This is a genomic window from Gluconobacter sp. OJA (assembly GCF_039638325.1).
Lineage (GTDB): Bacteria > Pseudomonadota > Alphaproteobacteria > Acetobacterales > Acetobacteraceae > Gluconobacter > Gluconobacter cerinus.
On record NZ_JBDIWI010000006.1, the window covers coordinates 25,926 to 44,520 of the forward strand.

The window sequence follows — 18,595 nt, forward strand, 5'->3', positions numbered from 1 at the left end:
CTAGCGGCGGTGGGGATGGGGGTGCCGGCTGCTGTCAGGCGCGTTGCTGGTGGGCGCGCGCATCACGACAAATCCGGAGCGTTCGAGATAAGCGACCAGACGCTCGGCTACGAGACGCGCCATCAGCTCGGCGGCGTCATGCGTCCGCCTGCGTCCGTCGTAACACAGCGCGTGCATCAGGACTTCGGCCACGTCCGAGGTGCTGGCCGGAATCAGATCATCGCGGGAGTCCATCAGAACACCCCCTGAAGAAACCAGTCACCTGAACCGGACCAGGCATGGGTTCCGTCGCCTTTGCGAAACAGCCACAGGCGCAGGCCGGTCGTGGTCTCGACCTGCCAGTAGTCGCGGATCGCGCCGTAGGCTTCAGCCGTGTGCCACCATTCCCCCAGCAGACGCTCAGGGCCATCGGCCGCAGCAATGCGATGCGTCTGTCGCTTCAGGACGAACTGGCGGGGCGCACCGTCCGGAAGCAGGGCAGTGACCCGCACCCGGACGGGCAGATCGAACAGAATGTTCGGCCGCGCCCAGAGCATCTGGCTCGCGAGAGGCGGTTTTGCCATGTCGTCCGGAAAAACGCGAGACTGTCCGTCCTCTGGCCAGGCGGAAAACCGGGGCGCGAGCTGATAGACAGAGATAACACCCGGACGGTTGATCAGCCGGTCGATGAGGGTCGCGGGCACCGTGTCGACCTGACGATCCTCTGAGTCTGAAAGTACCGGGCGAGCGGGGCCGGCTTCTATGGGCTCGCTGGCGCTGATGGTGAGGGTGACAGCCTCGATGCCAAAACCGGGTTCAATCCGGGAAATCTGATCCTTGAGGAGGCGGAGGAGGCGGGACATGTCTGAGGTCGGATCGGACGTGCCCACACGGATGGCCTGGAGCGTGCTGTCCACACGGACACAGAGAAAATCGATCTGCCGTGCGCCTTCACCGCGACGGGAGAGCAGGGCGCAGGCGTCTGGCACGAGAGCTTCAATGACGGTCGCAATCGCCTCGGCGGTGCCGATAGGCTCGACAAGCGAGCGCGACAGCGAGATCCGGTCCCGCACCTGAGCCACGCTCAGCGGTCTTGCCTGAAGGCCAACGGCTTCATCCAGACAGGTGAGAAGTTCCGCGCCGAACCGCTTGGCCAGAGGCGCGCGGGGAAGGGCTGCAAGCGCACCAATGCTTGTCAGTCCCAGACGATTGAGACGGGCGGCTGTCTCCGGGGCAATCGGCAGAGCCGAGCAGGATAGTTTGTCCAAAGCCTGTTTCTGCTGACCACGCGGGATGACACAGGCCCCGTCGAGGCGCGAGCGTGCCAGAGCGCGCGAGGCCGCCGCGCTGTCGCTCAGGGCCAGAGAACAGGCATGACCTTTCTCGGAAAGGCGCGTTCGGACCAGAGACAGCATGGCCTCTTCACCACCATAAAGATGGGCACAGCCAGTTGTGTCACTGTACAGGCCATCCGGCGCATCCAGAGCGGGCAGGGGCGACAGCCACAGCAGCCAGCAACAAAGCTCGTGAAGAGCCGCATCATCGGCGTCAGTGTCCTGCTCGACGCATAGGAGGTCCGGCACAAGGCTCCGTGCCTGGGCCAGCGGTTGGCCGGGTCTCAGTCCCGCTGCCAGCGCCACCGGATTGACGGCCGTAAGCGCCTGGCGGTTGTGTTCAGGCGCGTGCAAGACAAGCGGGCGATCGGGGGGATAATGATCCGGCTGGCAGAGCTGGAGGCGCTCTGTGCGCCAGAAGGGAAGCCACAGGGCGAGGAAGCGGCGCATGGTCAGGACAGTCGAGGAGCCAGTGGGCAGGACGTCCTCCACGCACCCGCAACAGCGAGACGGAAAGACGACGGGGTCCGGGAAGCGGCAGAACCAGTCCCGGCAAACAGAAAGGGGCTGAAGGATGAGAAGTAATCTGCCAGCGTGTGGCGCAGGCACAGGGATCTTTTCCGGGTGAACGGGAGGTGCTGACAGGGCGCAGGAAAAAGCCGGTGTTCCCGCTGCTTTCGGCGGCCAGATTCAGACGACGTACTTCTGTCAGGGAGGGAATATGCGGACCGGCTATCACGACAAGGGCGCGCTCGGGACCGCGCAGAATGTCCTCGGCGACGGCCAGAACACTGGTGTCATCGCTCTCAACGCAGATCAGGTGTCGGAGCGAGATCCCGGTCCGATGCAGTCCCCACGCATGGAGCTGAGGGGGAGCCGTTACCAGCCAGAAAACAGGCTGGCCACTGCGCGCGAGCGGAGGCAGAAGCAGGGCGAGGCTGGAACCAATTTCAAGCGGATCGGGCACCAGAATGTCATGCAGGCAGGCGGTTCTGAGACCGCCGCCCAGGTGGTCATCGACCGGCTGCAGGCCTGTTGGCAGCACCCGGAGAATAGAGTGAGTGAGGCTCCGACGCTCGAGGCATCGGACCTGCTCGCGCAGACGCGCCAGCGCGTTCGAAGTCATAACCGTTCTCCTTGACGAGAACAGAAAGAGAACAAACGAACGCGGGACGCAAGTTATTTTTTGAGAGAGATCGCTGTGTAAGACGGCGTTATCTCTCCGTCCAGCAGGCTCAAAAGAGCTGTTTATCAGCCCATTTTAAGCGTTGTCATGGCCTCTTTTGCGGTTGTCACTTCGCCGATGAGGGCGACTTCGTTTGATTCTGTCTGCTCGGCCAGCAGATGCGGAAGGTTGTGCACAGCGTCGGCAGCGGCCTCAATGGCCGAGAGCACACGCCGATGCTCAGGGGAGAGCGCTTCGCTGGATCCGAGCACGCTCTGAGCGTTGGCACGGATGTGCAGAAGAGCGCGGGACAGAAGGTGTGCCCCTTCAGAACGTGCAGTGTTTGTCGGTGTGGCCATGGTCATCTCCGTTTGGCTGCCTCAGTTGCTGAGCCGCTACAGGAGGACTTTACCGATGGCCTATGTGAGTGCGGCATGAGGCTAAAGGCTGCCGAGTACAAAAGACCAAACCGAACTAACCGTATTCGGTCAGCAACGGGGTATGAGAATAATTAGCCAGACAGAAGGTTCCTGGCCGTGGATTTGTGGACAGCCGCCTAAAGGCGGTCACTCACGCCCTGGGGACAACTCTGGCGAGCTGACCACAGGGCGCGGCTCTGCCCACAAGTCCACCGCACAAACAACAACAGCTTTTATTTCTTCTGATTAAGGAAACACAGGCACTGCGATCGGTATTTTCCTCCTGAGAGCCAATTCCGGATAGGACACCCTGCTTCAGAGCAAGAAAGCGATCATGTGTAATCTGTATGCCCAGACGTCCTCACAGGACGAGATCCGCGCCATTGCGGAGATACTCAATGACCACACGGGCAACCTTCCGCTCATGCCGGACATCTATCCGGACTACGCGGCGCCAATTGTGCGCCACGGGCAGAACGGACGGGAGATGGTTCTGGCCCGGTGGGGCATGCCATCTCCGGCGTTTGCCCTCAAAGGGCGCAAGGTCGACCGGGGAGTGACGAACATCCGCAATACGGCATCTCCGCACTGGCGACGTTGGCTGGGCCTTTCTCATCGCTGCGTCGTGCCATTTACGGCTTTCTCGGAACAGGCGCGACAGGATGACGGTTCGTTTCATCCGGTATGGTTTGCAGCTGATGCCACGAAGCCGCTCCGCTTCTTTGCCGGGATCTGGACGTCCTGGACCTCGGTGCGCAAGCTCAAGGAAGGCGAGGTCACGACCGATCTTTTCGGTTTCCTGACCACGGAAGCCAATGGCGTAGTCGCGCCCTATCATCCCAAAGCCATGCCCGTCATTCTGGAAAGCCGCGAGGAGATCGAGACCTGGCTGACGGCTCCGACTCCGATCGCTTTGCAACTCCAGAGACCGTTGCAAAAGTCATCTCTTGCGGTTCTCCGACCAGATGAACGATCTAGCTCGCCATCTTTCCTTTGAGGCGGGCGATTAGCCGGGAGCTTCGCATCATGGCTTCATCTGCCTGATTCATGGCAGCAGCCAGATCCTCATAGTCGAACTGAACCGGATCCAACCGAGTTGGGGGCTGGAGCTGTGCACTCTCTTCCGCCAGAACAGACTGTGCCGTGAAAGGATCATTCTTACGCGGACGCCCGCGTTTTCGGCCGGGAACGGGTCGGTTGGGCGGTGTCACAACGTCGCGAAGGGGATCCAGTCCGGCAAGACCGAACAGGCGATGAGCCGCCCGGTGCGTGACTTCTACAACAATGCCCCGGTCCTGGAACACGCTGAGAAGCTGCAGCGCGCTTTTCAGTGACATGCCGAGACGATCCGCCAGCATGGACGCGGACACGAGCGGCTGGATCGCCAGTATATTGATCGCTTGGGGTGCGCGCGAATGCCGACGTTGCGCGCCGCATCTCTCTAGCGCCTGCCTCTTTGCTCGCTCCAGCTGACGTAAGAGGTCATGCGTCTCACGGACTTCGGCCAGAAGAGCATCGAGCCAGCAGCACAGCCAAGACTCAATTTCCCAGGGCGCTCCAGGCGTGACTGCTTCGATGCCGGTCAGGATTAAAGGCGTCCGGAGAATATCATGGGAGTGCCAGTAGCGGCCTAACGCTGCGCAGAAGGGAGCACGGGGACGCCCGGACTCCAGCCAGCGATGAAAAGCGATGCCTGCATTGAGGATGGGTCCCCAGCCGGATGACTGGTCGTTCAGGAACGCTTCGGCTTCGGTAATGGCATTTGTCTGCATCTCATCCGGGTGAGCATGCCAACGCCAGAGCGTAAAGGCATGAGAGGCAGCATCCACGGTCGTGCCACGCTCGAAACTGTCCTGCCCGACCACTTTCGGAGCAAGACCATGCAGTTCAGCGACGAGATACCAGGGATCAATCATCCAGCCATCGACAGCGCAGTGACGCTGGATGGCAGCCAGGCGTTGTCGGAACACAACAGCAGGCGTCACTGATGCTCCTCTCAGCGCCTGGTCCAAGCGGCCCAGTTCGAGACTGAGGCGGGTCAGTCTTTCAGCGAACGGAGGAGCAGCCACGTACTCTACGAGGCGTCGCTCTTGGAAACGTCCGCAGCATAAGAGTTCCATACGGGCTCCAGATACTCGATAAGCTCTTTCGGCAGGGGAATGGAATAATTGGTCTTAATCAGCCGGTCGCCTATCGGCTCGATCTGATCCATGGAAAATGGAGGAGCATCCTTTAAGTCTCCGACGAAAACCGGCTCGATCAGCGTCCACTTCAACCCGCATGGAGAAGTGTGTATTTTCTTAGTGTCTGAGTGCTGGAGATCCGCGGGCACTGACTTGGAGAGGCTGGCCTTCAGGGCCGCAAACGTCCGGAACCCGTGCTGTTTGGAGAGGCGTTCGAGAGCTTGCGTGTAAGACAATGCGCCAGACTGGCTTTCCTGTCGGGCCTGTCTTTTGAGTGCTTCAAGAGAAATCGTCATCTGAAATCCTCGACCGGAAAACTGAGTCACAGGGCCTGATTTGCGTCTCACTCCGAACGGGACGTTATGACAATGCGTCTGAGAGACTTTTCCGTTGTTTCACAGGCCGGAAGGCGCGTCATGTCTCTCGCCTAGGGCAGGATAACTAGCATCTTTCATCTAGACTGAACAGGATTACAATCGGTTGATTTGATCGTTAATTGGACGGGCGAACCACTGTACCCAGGGCGTAGATGAGCTGGTCACTAGACTTTCATGCGGTACGATATTTTAGCCCAACCGTTGTCCCAACAAGGGGGGATTAGCTCTCTGAGTCAGTCAGGGCCACAACGCCCTAGTTGCGTAGCAGTCGTCTGTCCATCGTCAGGACAAAATGTTGATTGCATCCATATCCGCGAACCTTTCACACAGCCCCGAAAAGAGAAAATTATTGAAAGCTTTCTTTAATAACCTTTAATAAGATTGTCTTTTCAAGTTCTTTGATAAAGGTTTGGGGCATGAAGCGAACTGAACTATCCGGTGGTGTCCGTGAGCGTCTGGTGCGTCTTCCAGTCCCTTATGAGCATCACTACGGGGTTCTTCCTCTCCCTCTTCCGGAGGAAGGAATTCCTCTTGAAGAAATCACAGCGGTGCATTCCGAAGCCCAGCTGGCATTGGGACAGGCTGATGAGATTGCACGCTCTCTCCCAGACCCTTATCAGATCAGTCGTATTCTCAGCCGCCGTGAAGCTGTCAGCAGTTCGGCGATGGAAGGAACCCATAGCACCCTGGATGAACTTCTTATTGCTGACGAAGATGACGACCAGGGGGGGCAGGTGGTTCGACAGGTTCGGGATTACGCGCTGGCTCTGGAGCGGTTCGTACCATCGGCTCTTATTGCGGGCCGTCAAATCTTTCAGGTCGATCTGATCCAGAACCTGCATCGTAGTGTACTCGGCCACGATGCGTCCTACCGGGATACTCCGGGAGATTTCCGACAGGAGGTCGTATGGATCGGCGGCAATGGGCACATCGCCTATTCCGTCTATAATCCTCCCCCTCCGGCTGAAGTCCCTCATTTCCTGGAAGAGACCCTGGATTACATGCGGGAAGATGGGATGCAGATGATGACCCAATCCTTGATTACCCGGATGGCGTTAGCCCACGCTCATTTTGAGGCTGTTCATCCGTTCCGAGACGGGAATGGTCGCGTGGGCCGGCTCCTGCTGCCCTTGATGATGGCAGCTGAGAAACAAGTTCCGCTCTATCTTTCACCGTATATAGAGCTCCACAAACAGGCTTATTATGCAGCACTCAAACAAGCACAGCAGAAACTAAACTGGCTTCCTCTGATCGGCTTTGTATCGAATGCCATTGTTCAAACGGTTCAGGAGTTACGCATCACCCGTGAAGCTCTCAGAACCCTGAACGCTGCATGGTTGATCCGTCGTTCATTCCGAAAGGGATCAGCAGCGCTACGAGCGCTTGATATCCTTAGGGATTATCCGGTTCTGACGGCTCCACGGCTGGGAACTTTGCTGTCGATTACGCCACCAGCTGCTCACACAGCAATTGGCCAGCTTTGCCAGGCGGGGATACTAAGAGAGCGAACTGGCTATGCCCGCAATAGGATTTACGTTGCAGATGAAGTGCTTGGCATCCTGAACCGACCTTTTGCGGAAGATCCTATCGTTCCAGGCACGGGCGCTCAACTCTAACGCTATTCCTTTGATTGTGGTCAGCGAGAAAACAAGACTTTTATATTATGATTTCCAGCAGTAAAAATTATGTCGCATAATATTTGTTATGCCAACTATAATGTTTTTCGTTCGATCCCGATTGGAGGGTTCTTCTGTAATTTCATTCCTCCGGATCTGATTGGGGGCATGGATCATGAAACAGCTTGGTTTCTTTGATGTTGAAGAGCGGCTTGCCCGGTTGAGCGGGCTTGGCGATCAGCTCGAAGCGTTTTCCCGGACGGTGGATTTTGAGGTGTTCCGCCCTGATCTGGAAAAGGCCCTGGCTTATTCAGATCAGGGCGGACGTCCGCCATTTGATCCGGTACTGATGTTCAAGATTCTGGTGATCCAGACGCTCAACAATTTGTCTGATGAGCGGACAGAGTATCTGATCAACGACCATCTCTCCTTTATGCGCTTCCTTGTTCTGGGGCCTTCAGATCGGGAGCCGGATGCCAAAACGGTCTGGCTGTTCCGCGAGCGTCTGACCCAGGCGGGGGCCATTGAAAGACTGTTTGATCGCTTTGACGCGACCCTGCACAACGCTGGCTATCTGCCGATGTCCGGTCAGATCCTGGATGCAACACTGATGGCTGCTCCAAAGCAGCGCAATACCAACGCCGAGAAAGCTGATCTGCGAGCAGAAGGTATTCTCGAAGACTGGCAGGACAAGTCCGCAAAGCTGTCGCACAAGGATCGTCATGCACGATGGACACTGAAGTTCACGAAGGCGAAGCGGCAGGACGATGGAACCATGCCACCCAGCGATCTCGCCAACCCGTTCTTTGGCTACAAATCCCATATCTCCATCGACCGGAAGTTTCGGTTCATCCGCAAATGGAAGACGACGCATGCCGCCGCCAGTGATGGCGCACGATTGAGAGAGGGGCTGCTGGATAAAACCAATACGGCCTCAACGGTGTGGGCCAACACGACCTATCGCTCAAAAGCCAACGAAGACTTCATGGGCAAAGAGGGTTTTGTCTCAAAGGCTCACAGAAAAAAACCGCATCTCAAACCGATGCCCCTGCATATCCAGAGATCCAACGCAGGAAAGTCGGTGATCCGATCCCGCGTTGAGCACGTCTTTGCCGATCAGAAGTCACAGACAGGATTGTTCATCCGGACCGTCGGCATCACCCGGGCCACCATGAGGATCGGGCTCGCCAATATCGTGTCTACAACATGCGCCGCTTCCTCTTCCTCGAAAGATTGAACGCGAGCGCATAGCTATCCAACGGGGGACAGCCCCTGATCTGCTCAAAACGCCGATCAAAAGCAACCCCAAAGAACAGAGGTGGACCCCGTTTTTCAGACGGAGGTCTAAGCTATAATCCGACCTGAGAGAGGACGGGTTTTATGGGCAAGGTTACGCGCAAGAGGTATGCGGCGGAGTTCAAATCACGGGTTGCCCTGGAGGCGATCCGTGGGGAGCTGACGCTGGCGGAACTGGCTACGAAACATGGTGTGCATCAGACGATGATCGCCCAGTGGAAACGGCAGGCGATCGAGGGGATGGCGGCGACCTTTTCCGGGAAGACGGTGTCTGAGCCCCCGGTCAGCTCTACTGATGTGGAAAAACTGCACGCGAAGATAGGCGAGCTGCTCGTGGAACGGGATTTTTTACGCGATGCCTCTGCTCGGTTGGGCGTGATCAGAGGCGGCAGATGATCGACCCGAAGCGAGCGCATCTGCCGATAATCCGGCAATGCACACTGCTGCACCTCAACCGGTCGGGCGTGTACTATCGGCCTGTGCCACAGAGCGAGGCCAATCTGGCGTTGATGCGGCTGATCGACGCCCAGTTCCTGGAAACGCCGTATTATGGCTCACGGCAGATGACATGGTATCTCCGCCGCCTAGGACATGAAGTTGGTCGCAAGCGGGTCCGGCGGCTCATGGCAATTATGGGGCTACGGGCGATCTACCAGAAGCCGCGCACGAGTGTGCCCCATCCGGAGCATCGGAAATATCCGTATCTGCTGCGGGATCTGGTCATCGATCGACCTAACCAGGTCTGGTGTTCCGATATCACATATATTCCCATGAAACGGGGTTTTCTCTATCTCGTGGCGATCATGGACTGGTTCACGCGCAAGGTGCTGTCCTGGCGTCTGTCGAACACGATGGACGCGGAGTTCTGTATTGAGGCACTCCGGGATGCGCTGATGCGCTACGGCACTCCGGAGATTTTCAATACGGACCAGGGCTCACAATTCACGACGCCCCGTTTTACCGGGCTCCTGGAAGAGCGTCAGATCCGTATCAGCATGGACGGGCGTGGGCGCTGGCTGGACAACGTGTTCATCGAGCGTCTGTGGCGGTCGCTGAAATACGAATGCGTCTACCTGCACGCGTTCGAGACGGGCTCAGAGCTGAGGGCCGGGCTTGGCAGATGGATCGCCCATTATAACGAAAGGCGTCCGCATACGGCACTGGCTGGACGCACGCCCGATGAGGCGTATCATGACGCGCCGACGCCCTCTGGTCCGGGGTTAACCCCGGACCAGAGGGCCAACAGCAGCGCCGTCAGAATGGCGGCATAACAACAACCGGGTATAGCTTATTCAAACCCAAAAACTGTCCGAACGGACGGGTCCATCTCTGGACGACCGCGCACGACGGATATGCGCGAGGTCGTGAATGCGATGCTCTATATTGCCTCGGGCGGCTGCGCATGGCGTCTGCTGCCGAAATGCTTTCCACCGGTTTCGACCGTCCGGCGTTACTTCTATGCGTGGCGTGATGCCGGGCTGTTCGAGGGCATGAACACGGTGCTGGTCATGAACCTGCGGGAGATCGAAGGACGCGAAGCCTCCCCGAGCGCGGGCGTGATTGACAGCCAGTCGGTAAAAACTACGGAAAGCGGCGGCATTTCTGGCTCGATATCAAAGCAATAATGACATTGGACCGTCAGATCCCGTTTTGAACCGGGCCGTAGAATTTGAGTTTCATGCGCATTGTCGACGCCTTGTCGCGATCGCTTTGGGAAAAGAGCCCACCGATATGCCAGTGATCATCAAGACGATCGCGATTATCGGACAGGCTCATCCTTTTCACAGTGGCCGGGATTTAACGCTTCAAAGACTCGGCTGGCCTGATTTTTCAGAAGGAAGACTGGAGTTGCTTCAGGCAATTCTGAGGGAACAAACACGCACCATTCTTTCTCATGACTCGCAAATGACAAAACGGCCCTCTTCCGCATCTGGTGCGTCTGATTTTAGTGTTTGAGTGACATTCTACAGATGATGCATATATTCTTTCCTGACGCTTGTGGAACGAACGCAAACGTTCATTGTAATTTAATCCAGTGCTATCCAGCTCCGAGACGCTCCGCCATAAACCCAACAAAAGCCCGGATCTTGGGGAGGGACTGCCTGCTGGAAGGCCAGAGGATACAGACGTCTCTTTTATCGTGAATGTAGCTGTCCAGAACCGGGACAAGCCGCTCTGCCTTAACCCTCTCTTGAACCATGAAATCCGGAAGCAGACCAATGCCCAGCCCCTCCTCTACCAGGCTCAGTAAAGAGTTGATATTATTGGAAACTGAAGATGTTGGCAGCTCCGGGCGGATCAGTTCCCCCTCAATCAGAAAAGGCCAGGGAGCCAGCTTTCCGCTGCTGGGATAGCGGTATCTCAAACAAAGATGCGCCCGAAGATCATCAGGACTGACCGGCAGCCCTCGCTGGACGATATAGTCTGGCGCGGCTACGAGCCTGTGGTGAAACCCGTTAAGTTTTCGCATCATAAGACGCGAGTCATCAACAGCACCTATGCGCATGACAGCATCAAACCCCTCTTCAACCAGGTTGACCAGACGATCACTGAAATCAAGATCCAGTTCGATTTCAGGAAAATGTTTCTGGAATGCAACGATATGAGACATCAACTCAACTCCCAGATTTGGAAAGCCGACGCGTAGACGTCCTTTAGGCTCCACCGTAGCCTTGCTCAGTTCCTCTCGGGCCGCCTCGAACTCTGCGAAAATCTGATAGCAGTGCACAAGAAATTTCTGCCCTTCCGCTGTGAGGGCAATAGCACGTGTCGAACGATGAAAGAGACGCACGCCCAATTCCTGTTCCAGCTTGGCAATCGTTCGACCAATCGCCGAGGAGGAGAGACCCATCCGCCGCCCAGCTTCCTTGAAGCTACTTGTTTCTGCGGCCTGTACGAAGGCCTCCAAAGGCCCAAAATATGTCATGACATGATTGCAGTTCGTTCCGTTATGTTCGGAGTATTGTCCCGTTTATCGCACGCATGACAATGGCTTAAGGTGAGCAGGTGTTAGTCAGAACAGCAATTTGCATCACGCCGGATAGACGTAATCCTGAAAGTATCTGTGCTCGATCGCTAGCGTTCTCAGGTACTCATTTTGCTATAAATTATGGAGCTAAACGTGGCCTCTCCTGCTCTGTTTGAACCTTTTACTCTCAAAGACACCAAGTTGCGTAACCGCATCGCAATCCCTCCGATGTGCCAGTATATGGCCACAGAGGGCGTCGTGAATGACTGGCATCATGTTCACTATGGCGCGTTGGCACGCGGTGGAGCCGGATTGGTCGTTGTCGAGGCAACAGCCGTTGCGCCAGAAGGTCGGATTACTCCGAATTGTGCGGGTCTATGGAATGACGAACAGGCACGGGCTTTTGTCCCAATCGTCAAGGCCATCAAAGATGGTGGCGCAGTGCCTGGTATCCAGATCGCTCATGCGGGACGTAAGGCAAATGCCAATCGCCCATGGGAGGGAGATGACCATCTTCCCGAAAGCGATCCGCGAGCTTGGCAGACCATTGCTCCCTCTGCTATTGCCTTTGGCAATCATCTTCCCCGGACGCCCAAAGCGATGACTCAGGAAGATATCACTCGTGTGCAGCAGAACTTTGTTGATGCAGCACGGAGGGCTTTTGAAGCCGGATTCGAATGGATTGAACTGCATTTTGCGCACGGCTATCTGGCACAGAGCTTTTTCTCTGAGCATAGCAATCATCGAACCGATGCTTATGGCGGGAGCCTGGAAAATCGCAGTCGTTTCCTCATTGAAACCCTTGCTGCGGTTAGAAAAGTATGGCCGGAACATCTACCTCTGACAGCCCGCTTTGGAGTCATTGAGTTCGATGGCCGGGACGAGCAGACCTTCTCTGAGTCCATGGAACTGGTGAAGCGTTTCAAGGCGGAGGGACTGGATCTTTTGAGTGTGAGTATCGGTTTTACCGTCCCCGATGTGAAAATTCCGTGGGGACCAGGCTTCATGGCGCCTATTGCTGGCCGCGTTCGTAAAGAAGCGGACCTCCCGGTGACGTCGGCCTGGGGCTTCGAGGTGCCTGCCGTGGCAGAGCAGGCTGCTGCCGAGCAAAGATTGGATCTCGTGTCGATTGGACGTGCACTTCTTGCCAATCCGCATTGGCCCTATGCAGCCGCAAAAGCCTTGCGAGCAGATCGACCGGCCTGGGTCTTGCCTGCTCCATATGCCCGCTGGCTCGAGCGTTACAGTCTCGGGCAGTTCTGAGACGACAAGCATCATTCCTATCCTTCTCTCAGGGTAGGACTACTTGTGTCATCAACTGGAGTTCTACCGGCTGTTTCTTTTTCAGAGGAACGGCCGGTGACCAATATGATACAAGACTGTCATTGGGTCATTATAAATAGTAGCCCTGTAAAATGCTGTGCCTGGAGGACAGGTGGATCTATTTGGCGAAATAAGACACCTGAGGTTGAAAGGCGGCACGGTCGTCTATGACCCTCGCCCAGATCTCGGACTATCCGTCAATCTATTGGTAAACACACTGACCTCGGAACTAGGTGTTTAGTCCCGGGGTTTGATGGGTTGGATTGATGATGAATCTTTCTGGCTCTGCAGTCCAGATTTTGCAGACGTATTCGTAAGGTGTGAGGCCACTGAGGGTCTTGAGTCTTCGCCCGAAATTATAGGCTGCCATGAAGTCGTTGAGGTGTGTCCTTAACTGCTCATGACTGTCGTAATGGAAGCGTTTGACGGTTGCTTCCTTGATCGTCCGGTTCATCCGCTCAACCTGACCGTTCGTCCAGGGATGATTGGGTTTCGTCAGACGATGTTCGAGGAATTCCCAGGCTGTCTTCCGATCGGCTTTCCCGACGAGTTGTGTGACAGCGAATTTGCTTGTCCGGTCGATAGCAACGAAGAGGTGCAGCTTGCCCTCAGCAGTCTGTACTTCGGCAATATCGATGTGAAAAAAACCTATGGGATAGCGTTTGAAGCGCTGGCGTTTGGGCTTGTCTCCTTCGATGTCCGGCAACCGGGATATCCCGTGGCGCTGAAGGCAGCGATGCAGAGCCGAGCGTGTCAGATGAGGGATGCTGGCCTGCAGGGCATAAAGACAGTCATCCAGCGGCAGTAAAGTATGCCGGCGAAACGCCACAATCATCGCTTCGTCCGTCTCGGACAGGACCGTTGAGCGCGGCTCTTTAGAACCTGTCTTCTGATCCTCAACCGTTTGACGCTTTCGCCATTTTGCAACTGTTTTCGGGTTGATCCCGAACTCCTCGCTCAGCGTCGCGAGCGAAGCCTGCGATCGCTGTATTGCCGCTCGCACGGCGTGCGTGGTCGTGGCGCTCCCATGACGTCTCTGTCCCATAAGGCTTCCCTCCACTCTCGTGAAAATATCACACCATCAAACCCTGGGACTAAACACCTAGGCACAATGTTCCAGATCACAGAGTTGGAAGCATCATGGGGGCGGCAATTTCTGCACAATATGCAGGACAGGTCGCCGAACCGCTACTTGGTGGCTTTATTGGTGGGCAGATCGGTATGCGAGCAGTTTTCCTGGGAACAAGCATCCTGTTGGGTCTGGGAGCCACAGGAAACTGGTTTGTTCTGCGCCTGCCGCCCCAAAAGCACTGATTTTTCAATTCTATCCTATGAGGAGACTCTCATGACGAACTTGACGCTGGAGCCGCAAACATCTGCATTGATCCTGATGGATTTCCAGGGGTTTGTTCTCAAGAATTTTATGTCACCCGAAATTGCGTCCCAAGTCGTTTCGACAGCTGCACATATCCTGAAAGCTGCACGGCATGCTGGGTTACCAGTTATTCATGTCATGGTCTCGTTTCGGTCGGATTATCCCGAAATAAGCGATCGGAACGCGATGTTTTCCTGGCTGCGAGACAATGGACTGATCAAACCGGGCAGCGAAGAGATGCAAATTGATGCTTCTCTTGCACCACACGAACAGGATCCTGTCATTATCAAGCATCGGATAGGCGCTTTTAGCGGTACCGATCTCGATATGATTCTGCGGGCTAACGGAATTCAAACAGTCCTTCTGGCGGGTGTTACAACCTCCGGCGTAGTACTCTCAACTTTTCGGCAGGCTTTTGATCTGGATTACAATGTCGTTGTCGTAGAGGATGCTTGTGCGGACAGTGATGCAAACATGCAAGCGTTTCTTATGGAAAAACTCATTCCGCCGATTGGGTCGGTCGTAACTTCGGAGACAGTCATCAGGGATCTATCATAAATCGATCGGTGATAATATCGACTTAAGAGAGAGAAATAATATTAGTATAGAACGTATTAAATAATGAGTATATGTACTGATATCGGATATTCTATTGTTCTTAGTTAAGGAGTAGAACCATGTTCACCCACGTGATGATTGGCAGCAATGACCTCGAACAGGCGAGAGCTTTCTATGACGCAACATTTGCCGCCTTAGGAGGCGTCCCTGGCGAAATGGATTCCAGAGGTCGTCTCATCTACAGACACAATGGGGGACGGTTGATGATCACAACGCCGATAAACGGAGAGCCCGCGATGGCTGCCAATGGCGGGACCATTGGCATTGCTGCCGCCAGTCCCAGCCATGTTGTTGCGTGGCATGACGCCGGTATCGCCCATGGCGGAACCAGCATAGAAAGCCCGCCCATTGAGCGCCCAAACGGAGCATTCGTTGCTTACCTTCGCGATCCAGATGGAAACAAGCTTACGGCTCGTACCCAGACCACCACCTAGTTCACTGACTTTGAGGTGCTAAGAGACGTATGATCCGTATCGTTGATGAAGCTCGGCCAATTGCTCAACCTCTCGTGCCCAGTATTATCATGGGGCTCCCTGATATGCTTCTTCGGGGCGAACCGGCGTTAATGTCGTCACTTCGATGAAATAACCACCCTTCGTTCGCAAGTAGAAGGACCACGCACCATGTGCGTTGCATGGAGCCTGCACCTCCCAACCATCGGCGCTTAGGCGCTCATAGAGAGCATCGACGTCCTCGCGAGACTTCTGGATGAAACCAATGTGCAGGATGTCGAATTGCCTGGGGTAATCAAAGCCTTCGAGCTTGTTATCGAAATGATTGACGATCAGAACCAGCCCATCATTATCCTGCATGATGGCCATTTTGATCTCACGGACAACGAGAGTGCGCAGGCCAAAATACTGTTCGAACATCATGCGATCAGCCTCAGTATCGTGGCTGTAGAGGTTGATATGGTTCAGCTTCATGACTGTGTCTTTCCGTTGGTGAGACGGACACGAGCCGATCGCAATCTGGACAGCAACGACCGACCACGGACGAGGCCTATCCTCGTCGTGTCCGGCCATGGCCAAGAGCGCGTTTATTCGCTCAAGCGTGACTGTCTCTGAAGAGACCACAGGTTATCACCATACCTGCATCGCTGTCTTTCTAGGCAAATACGACTTTGCTGATGCTAGCAGCAGCGGTCAAGCACCATCTTCAGTTATGTCCGTTTTGCAGACGCCCATTGGACAACAAGGATGGCAGTTTTTTTCTGTACCTCATCGTCTAATTTTAATTCAACGCTCTCAGTGGAAGTGGATAACCGACCGAATAGACTTTCCTGCATGCATGAGGTCAAAAGCCTCGTTAATCTGGTTCAGATGCATGGTATGGGTAACAAAGGGAGCAAGCTCAATGTCCCCCTTCATCGCCTCTTCGACCATAGTCGGAAGTTGGGAACGACCTTTGACACCGCCGAAAGCAGAGCCTTTCCAGACACGTCCTGTGACCAGTTGAAACGGACGTGTCGAGATTTCCTGCCCCGCTCCGGCGACACCAATAACAATAGACTGCCCCCATCCACGATGCGCAGCTTCCAGGGCTGAGCGCATGACATGGACATTGCCAATACACTCGAAGGTATGATCAATACCCCAGCCACTCATTTCGATCAGAACCTCCTGAATGGGCTTATCGAAATCCTTAGGATTCAAGCAGTCCGTAGCGCCAAACTGGCGTGCTAACGCAAATTTTTCCGGATTGGTGTCAATGGCAATAATGCGTCCTGCTTTCGCCTGTCGTGCCCCTTGAACCGCAGCAAGACCAATACCACCCAGGCCGAAGATAGCAACGGAATCCCCCGGCTGAACCTTGGCTGTATTATGGACCGCACCAATTCCCGTCGTGACACCGCACCCCAAAAGGCAGACATGTTCTGGATTGGCCTCAGGATTAATTTTCGCCAACGAGACTTCAGCAACAACTGTATATTCACTGAACGTCGAACATCCCATATAATGGTACAAAGGCTGACCATTATATGAAAAACGCGTTGTACCGTCCGGCATTAAGCCTTTGCCCTGTGTTGCGCGAACAGCAATACACAGATTGGTTTTCCCGGACAAACAAAATTCACATTTTCCGCATTCCGCCGTGTAAAGCGGGATCACATGATCTCCCGGGACGACACTTGTTACACCTTCGCCAACTTCGATAACGATACCAGCCCCCTCGTGCCCTAGCACGACTGGAAAAAGCCCTTCCGGATCGTTGCCTGACAGTGTGAATGCATCTGTATGACAAACACCAGTATTCGTTATCCGAATGAGGACCTCTCCTTTACGCGGCGGCGCGACATCAATTTCAACAATTTCAAGCGGCTTTCCTGCTTCAAAAGCGACAGCAGCACGTGATTTCATTTTTCTGTCCTCAAAGTATTCAACGGTTCGTCATTTTATTGATATCTATGGCGAAGTATTCAGGTTATATATCGGGGATTACTTTCGGCATCGATTATTTCCCCACGAAAACATTTTCTGTATCTGCTTCCTGGACTGTTGCGATTGTAAAGGCATTGATTTCATTTGCTACCGCACAGGACACTCTGTGCAAACTTTACTTTCCAACAGCATGTACGATGACCCAGACTGTCGCGCTATGACACAAGGGAATATGGTGATACTGTGGTCAGAGCAACGATATCTACTTCTTCAAGCATAACTTTATAAGACGCTTAAAGCGCACAGTTTGTAGTTCCGGATCATGACCAAATGTTCACGGCATCTCCATGGCTCAGGTCGGATCCTGCTAGACTAAGCAGCTTCAGCCTGAGATGCAGGAACCGCATCGCTTTCATTCCCGGCCCGATGTCCTCCCTCCCCTTTTGATTAACTGGCACTTATCTGTCTTAGAGACATTGCAAAAAGATAAGAGGACATTGAGAATTAAACAAACAAATGAGGTTAATGGTGGGTATCGATCATATCAATCTGGCCGGGCTTGATCTGAACCTTCTGATTGCTCTGGATGCTCTTCTGGATACGGGAAGTGTGACAAAAGCCGGAAAACTGATGGGGATAGGCCAATCTGCCATGAGCCATAATTTAGGGCGTCTTAGAACTTTATTTGGGGATGAACTGTTAACACGACATGCTGGCGGCATGCGACGGACTCCACGCGCGGAAGCACTTCGTCTGCCAGTGCGAGAAGCCCTCGGTGGGCTTCAGGCCTTGTTGGGACGTGAGACACCATTTGACCCAACCACAGCCGAACGTCTTTTCAGGATTGCAATCCCAGACAGTATAGAAATGCTTCTGATGCCTCGATTTCTGGCATTCCTTCACGAAAAGGCACCGGGAATTCGCCTACGCCTACATAACGTCGATCCTGAATCCGTCCTCAATGCTCTTGATGAAAATAAAATCGATCTAGCGATCGGTATCGGGCCTTTTAGTGGTGCGCAAACCCATCATAAAAGCCGTCTTTTAATGCGAGACGAATATCTGGTCCTCTTCAATTCTAATATTACCAAATTACAAACACCCCTCTCTCTCGACGATTTTCTTAAATTCCCACATCTTCTGACAAGCTTACGGCCCGGAGAAAACGGCGTGGTTGATAAGGCCCTGGCGTTCTTAGGACTGAGCCGCTCAGTTGTCCTGACAACGCCAAGATTTATGAGCGTTGCTCCTTTGCTGGTGCAGGCCCCCGTGATAGCAACTATGCACAGCCGTCCTGCGCAAATGCTGGCGAAGATCTTCAATCTCACAACCAGTCCGCCTCCTGTGGCACTTGCAGACGTCAGGATCGACATGATCTGGCATGGATCTTATGGAGACGATCAGGCGCACTGCTGGATACGGGAGACTTTGTGGAAAATGGCTCAAATCCCTTAGAAAATATGTTTGAGCGACCTGGCCAATACGTTACGGCAGACCAGTTTTATAATAGTCCTAATGTGAGAAATGTTGGCAAAACGCAAATGATTATTTTCTATGGAAA

19 protein-coding genes and 2 pseudogenes are annotated in these 18,595 nt (G+C 54.6%); 11 read left to right on the top strand and 10 right to left on the bottom strand.

The window, feature by feature from the left end:
* The 4 genes from ABDK75_RS16785 to ABDK75_RS16800 all read right to left on the bottom strand — a co-directional run bounded on the left by ABDK75_RS16785 (position 1) and on the right by ABDK75_RS16800 (position 2,837).
* Positions 1 to 177 carry a hypothetical protein gene (locus ABDK75_RS16785; protein WP_346006376.1) on the bottom strand — a complete coding sequence of 59 codons (177 nt, stop codon included), beginning with the start codon at positions 175 to 177 and terminating at the stop codon, positions 1 to 3.
* A gap of 56 nt (positions 178 to 233) precedes the next feature.
* Positions 234 to 1,763, bottom strand: a complete 1,530-nt coding sequence (locus ABDK75_RS16790; RefSeq protein WP_346006499.1) for a DNA polymerase Y family protein — start codon at positions 1,761 to 1,763, stop codon at positions 234 to 236.
* On the bottom strand, positions 1,654 to 2,439 hold the full coding sequence (locus ABDK75_RS16795; protein WP_346006500.1) for a hypothetical protein: 786 nt from the start codon (positions 2,437 to 2,439) through the stop codon (positions 1,654 to 1,656). The genes ABDK75_RS16790 and ABDK75_RS16795 overlap by 110 nt, the downstream gene beginning before the upstream one ends.
* A gap of 125 nt (positions 2,440 to 2,564) precedes the next feature.
* Complete coding sequence (locus tag ABDK75_RS16800; protein WP_346006501.1) at positions 2,565 to 2,837, bottom strand: hypothetical protein; 273 nt, start codon at positions 2,835 to 2,837, stop codon at positions 2,565 to 2,567.
* 394 nt (positions 2,838 to 3,231) lie between these two features.
* On the opposite strand from ABDK75_RS16800, the gene ABDK75_RS16805 reads away from it, so the two are divergent.
* On the top strand, positions 3,232 to 3,894 hold the full coding sequence (locus ABDK75_RS16805; protein WP_346006502.1) for an SOS response-associated peptidase: 663 nt from the start codon (positions 3,232 to 3,234) through the stop codon (positions 3,892 to 3,894).
* Here the strand turns inward: ABDK75_RS16805 and ABDK75_RS16810 are convergent.
* Positions 3,872 to 4,966 carry a hypothetical protein gene (locus tag ABDK75_RS16810; RefSeq protein WP_346006503.1) on the bottom strand — a complete coding sequence of 365 codons (1,095 nt, stop codon included), beginning with the start codon at positions 4,964 to 4,966 and terminating at the stop codon, positions 3,872 to 3,874. The two genes, ABDK75_RS16805 and ABDK75_RS16810, sit on opposite strands and share 23 nt — an antisense overlap.
* Positions 4,967 to 4,971: 5 nt before the next feature.
* The gene (locus ABDK75_RS16815; RefSeq protein WP_346006504.1) at positions 4,972 to 5,376 is read right to left on the bottom strand and encodes a glyoxalase superfamily protein; all 405 of its coding nucleotides are present in this window, start codon (positions 5,374 to 5,376) and stop codon (positions 4,972 to 4,974) included.
* A 497-nt stretch (positions 5,377 to 5,873) separates the two neighbouring features.
* Here ABDK75_RS16815 and ABDK75_RS16820 point away from each other — a divergent pair, with 497 nt between their 5' ends.
* The 5 genes and pseudogenes from ABDK75_RS16820 (at position 5,874) to ABDK75_RS16840 (ending at position 10,325) form a co-directional block, all read left to right on the top strand.
* Positions 5,874 to 7,073 (top strand): Fic family protein, encoded by a 1,200-nt coding sequence (locus ABDK75_RS16820; protein ID WP_346006505.1) that lies wholly within the window; start codon positions 5,874 to 5,876, stop codon positions 7,071 to 7,073.
* Between the two features lie 172 nt (positions 7,074 to 7,245).
* Positions 7,246 to 8,324 (top strand): annotated as a pseudogene (locus ABDK75_RS16825) (IS5 family transposase).
* A gap of 129 nt (positions 8,325 to 8,453) precedes the next feature.
* A protein-coding gene (locus tag ABDK75_RS16830; RefSeq protein ID WP_408874447.1) for an IS3 family transposase occupies positions 8,454 to 9,640 on the top strand; the annotation gives its coding sequence in 2 pieces (ribosomal slippage) (positions 8,454 to 8,712 and positions 8,712 to 9,640; 1,188 coding nt in all).
* A gap of 12 nt (positions 9,641 to 9,652) precedes the next feature.
* Positions 9,653 to 9,976: pseudogene (locus ABDK75_RS16835) on the top strand (transposase); the annotation flags it as partial.
* A 43-nt stretch (positions 9,977 to 10,019) separates the two neighbouring features.
* Positions 10,020 to 10,325: a CerR family C-terminal domain-containing protein gene (locus tag ABDK75_RS16840; protein WP_346006507.1), complete on the top strand. Its 306-nt coding sequence runs from the start codon at positions 10,020 to 10,022 to the stop codon at positions 10,323 to 10,325.
* A gap of 82 nt (positions 10,326 to 10,407) precedes the next feature.
* Here the strand turns inward: ABDK75_RS16840 and ABDK75_RS16845 are convergent, their stop codons facing one another.
* On the bottom strand, positions 10,408 to 11,295 hold the full coding sequence (locus ABDK75_RS16845; protein ID WP_346006508.1) for a LysR family transcriptional regulator: 888 nt from the start codon (positions 11,293 to 11,295) through the stop codon (positions 10,408 to 10,410).
* Positions 11,296 to 11,478: 183 nt separating this feature from the next.
* On the opposite strand from ABDK75_RS16845, the gene ABDK75_RS16850 reads away from it, so the two are divergent.
* On the top strand, positions 11,479 to 12,600 hold the full coding sequence (locus ABDK75_RS16850) for an NADH:flavin oxidoreductase/NADH oxidase (RefSeq protein WP_346006509.1): 1,122 nt from the start codon (positions 11,479 to 11,481) through the stop codon (positions 12,598 to 12,600).
* Between the two features lie 289 nt (positions 12,601 to 12,889).
* On the opposite strand, the gene ABDK75_RS16855 is transcribed toward ABDK75_RS16850, so the two are convergent.
* Complete coding sequence (locus ABDK75_RS16855) at positions 12,890 to 13,705, bottom strand: IS481 family transposase (RefSeq protein ID WP_346006510.1); 816 nt, start codon at positions 13,703 to 13,705, stop codon at positions 12,890 to 12,892.
* Positions 13,706 to 13,800: 95 nt separating this feature from the next.
* On the opposite strand from ABDK75_RS16855, the gene ABDK75_RS16860 reads away from it, so the two are divergent.
* The 3 genes from ABDK75_RS16860 to ABDK75_RS16870 all read left to right on the top strand — a co-directional run bounded on the left by ABDK75_RS16860 (position 13,801) and on the right by ABDK75_RS16870 (position 15,087).
* Complete coding sequence (locus ABDK75_RS16860) at positions 13,801 to 13,974, top strand: hypothetical protein (protein ID WP_346006511.1); 174 nt, start codon at positions 13,801 to 13,803, stop codon at positions 13,972 to 13,974.
* Between the two features lie 31 nt (positions 13,975 to 14,005).
* Positions 14,006 to 14,593 (top strand): cysteine hydrolase, encoded by a 588-nt coding sequence (locus tag ABDK75_RS16865; protein WP_346006512.1) that lies wholly within the window; start codon positions 14,006 to 14,008, stop codon positions 14,591 to 14,593.
* A 119-nt stretch (positions 14,594 to 14,712) separates the two neighbouring features.
* Entirely contained in the window at positions 14,713 to 15,087 is a 375-nt protein-coding gene (locus ABDK75_RS16870) for a VOC family protein (RefSeq protein ID WP_346006513.1), read from the top strand.
* 87 nt (positions 15,088 to 15,174) lie between these two features.
* On the opposite strand, the gene ABDK75_RS16875 is transcribed toward ABDK75_RS16870, so the two are convergent.
* Both ABDK75_RS16875 and ABDK75_RS16880 read right to left on the bottom strand, forming a co-directional pair.
* Positions 15,175 to 15,579: a VOC family protein gene (locus ABDK75_RS16875; RefSeq protein ID WP_346006514.1), complete on the bottom strand. Its 405-nt coding sequence runs from the start codon at positions 15,577 to 15,579 to the stop codon at positions 15,175 to 15,177.
* Positions 15,580 to 15,900: 321 nt separating this feature from the next.
* Positions 15,901 to 17,013, bottom strand: coding sequence for an S-(hydroxymethyl)glutathione dehydrogenase/class III alcohol dehydrogenase (locus ABDK75_RS16880; RefSeq protein ID WP_064275425.1), 1,113 nt, complete (start codon positions 17,011 to 17,013; stop codon positions 15,901 to 15,903).
* A 546-nt stretch (positions 17,014 to 17,559) separates the two neighbouring features.
* Here ABDK75_RS16880 and ABDK75_RS16885 point away from each other — a divergent pair.
* Positions 17,560 to 18,489 (top strand): LysR family transcriptional regulator, encoded by a 930-nt coding sequence (locus ABDK75_RS16885; RefSeq protein ID WP_194258021.1) that lies wholly within the window; start codon positions 17,560 to 17,562, stop codon positions 18,487 to 18,489.
* Positions 18,490 to 18,595 lie beyond the last annotated feature (106 nt).

What these genes read in the sequence shown, in the direction of transcription:
- ABDK75_RS16875 (WP_346006514.1), bottom strand. Translation starts at nt 15,579, where the DNA reads ATGAAGCTGAACCATATCAACCTCTACAGCCACGATACTGAGGCTGAT.
- ABDK75_RS16795 (WP_346006500.1), bottom strand. Translation starts at nt 2,439, where the DNA reads ATGACTTCGAACGCGCTGGCGCGTCTGCGCGAGCAGGTCCGATGCCTC.
- ABDK75_RS16790 (WP_346006499.1), bottom strand. Translation starts at nt 1,763, where the DNA reads ATGCGCCGCTTCCTCGCCCTGTGGCTTCCCTTCTGGCGCACAGAGCGC.
- ABDK75_RS16855 (WP_346006510.1), bottom strand. Translation starts at nt 13,705, where the DNA reads ATGGGACAGAGACGTCATGGGAGCGCCACGACCACGCACGCCGTGCGA.
- ABDK75_RS16880 (WP_064275425.1), bottom strand. Translation starts at nt 17,013, where the DNA reads ATGAAATCACGTGCTGCTGTCGCTTTTGAAGCAGGAAAGCCGCTTGAA.
- ABDK75_RS16860 (WP_346006511.1), top strand. Translation starts at nt 13,801, where the DNA reads ATGGGGGCGGCAATTTCTGCACAATATGCAGGACAGGTCGCCGAACCG.
- ABDK75_RS16845 (WP_346006508.1), bottom strand. Translation starts at nt 11,295, where the DNA reads ATGACATATTTTGGGCCTTTGGAGGCCTTCGTACAGGCCGCAGAAACA.
- ABDK75_RS16850 (WP_346006509.1), top strand. Translation starts at nt 11,479, where the DNA reads ATGGAGCTAAACGTGGCCTCTCCTGCTCTGTTTGAACCTTTTACTCTC.
- ABDK75_RS16870 (WP_346006513.1), top strand. Translation starts at nt 14,713, where the DNA reads ATGTTCACCCACGTGATGATTGGCAGCAATGACCTCGAACAGGCGAGA.
- ABDK75_RS16820 (WP_346006505.1), top strand. Translation starts at nt 5,874, where the DNA reads ATGAAGCGAACTGAACTATCCGGTGGTGTCCGTGAGCGTCTGGTGCGT.
- ABDK75_RS16800 (WP_346006501.1), bottom strand. Translation starts at nt 2,837, where the DNA reads ATGGCCACACCGACAAACACTGCACGTTCTGAAGGGGCACACCTTCTG.
- ABDK75_RS16815 (WP_346006504.1), bottom strand. Translation starts at nt 5,376, where the DNA reads ATGACGATTTCTCTTGAAGCACTCAAAAGACAGGCCCGACAGGAAAGC.
- ABDK75_RS16805 (WP_346006502.1), top strand. Translation starts at nt 3,232, where the DNA reads ATGTGTAATCTGTATGCCCAGACGTCCTCACAGGACGAGATCCGCGCC.
- ABDK75_RS16785 (WP_346006376.1), bottom strand. Translation starts at nt 177, where the DNA reads ATGCACGCGCTGTGTTACGACGGACGCAGGCGGACGCATGACGCCGCC.
- ABDK75_RS16885 (WP_194258021.1), top strand. Translation starts at nt 17,560, where the DNA reads ATGGTGGGTATCGATCATATCAATCTGGCCGGGCTTGATCTGAACCTT.
- ABDK75_RS16865 (WP_346006512.1), top strand. Translation starts at nt 14,006, where the DNA reads ATGACGAACTTGACGCTGGAGCCGCAAACATCTGCATTGATCCTGATG.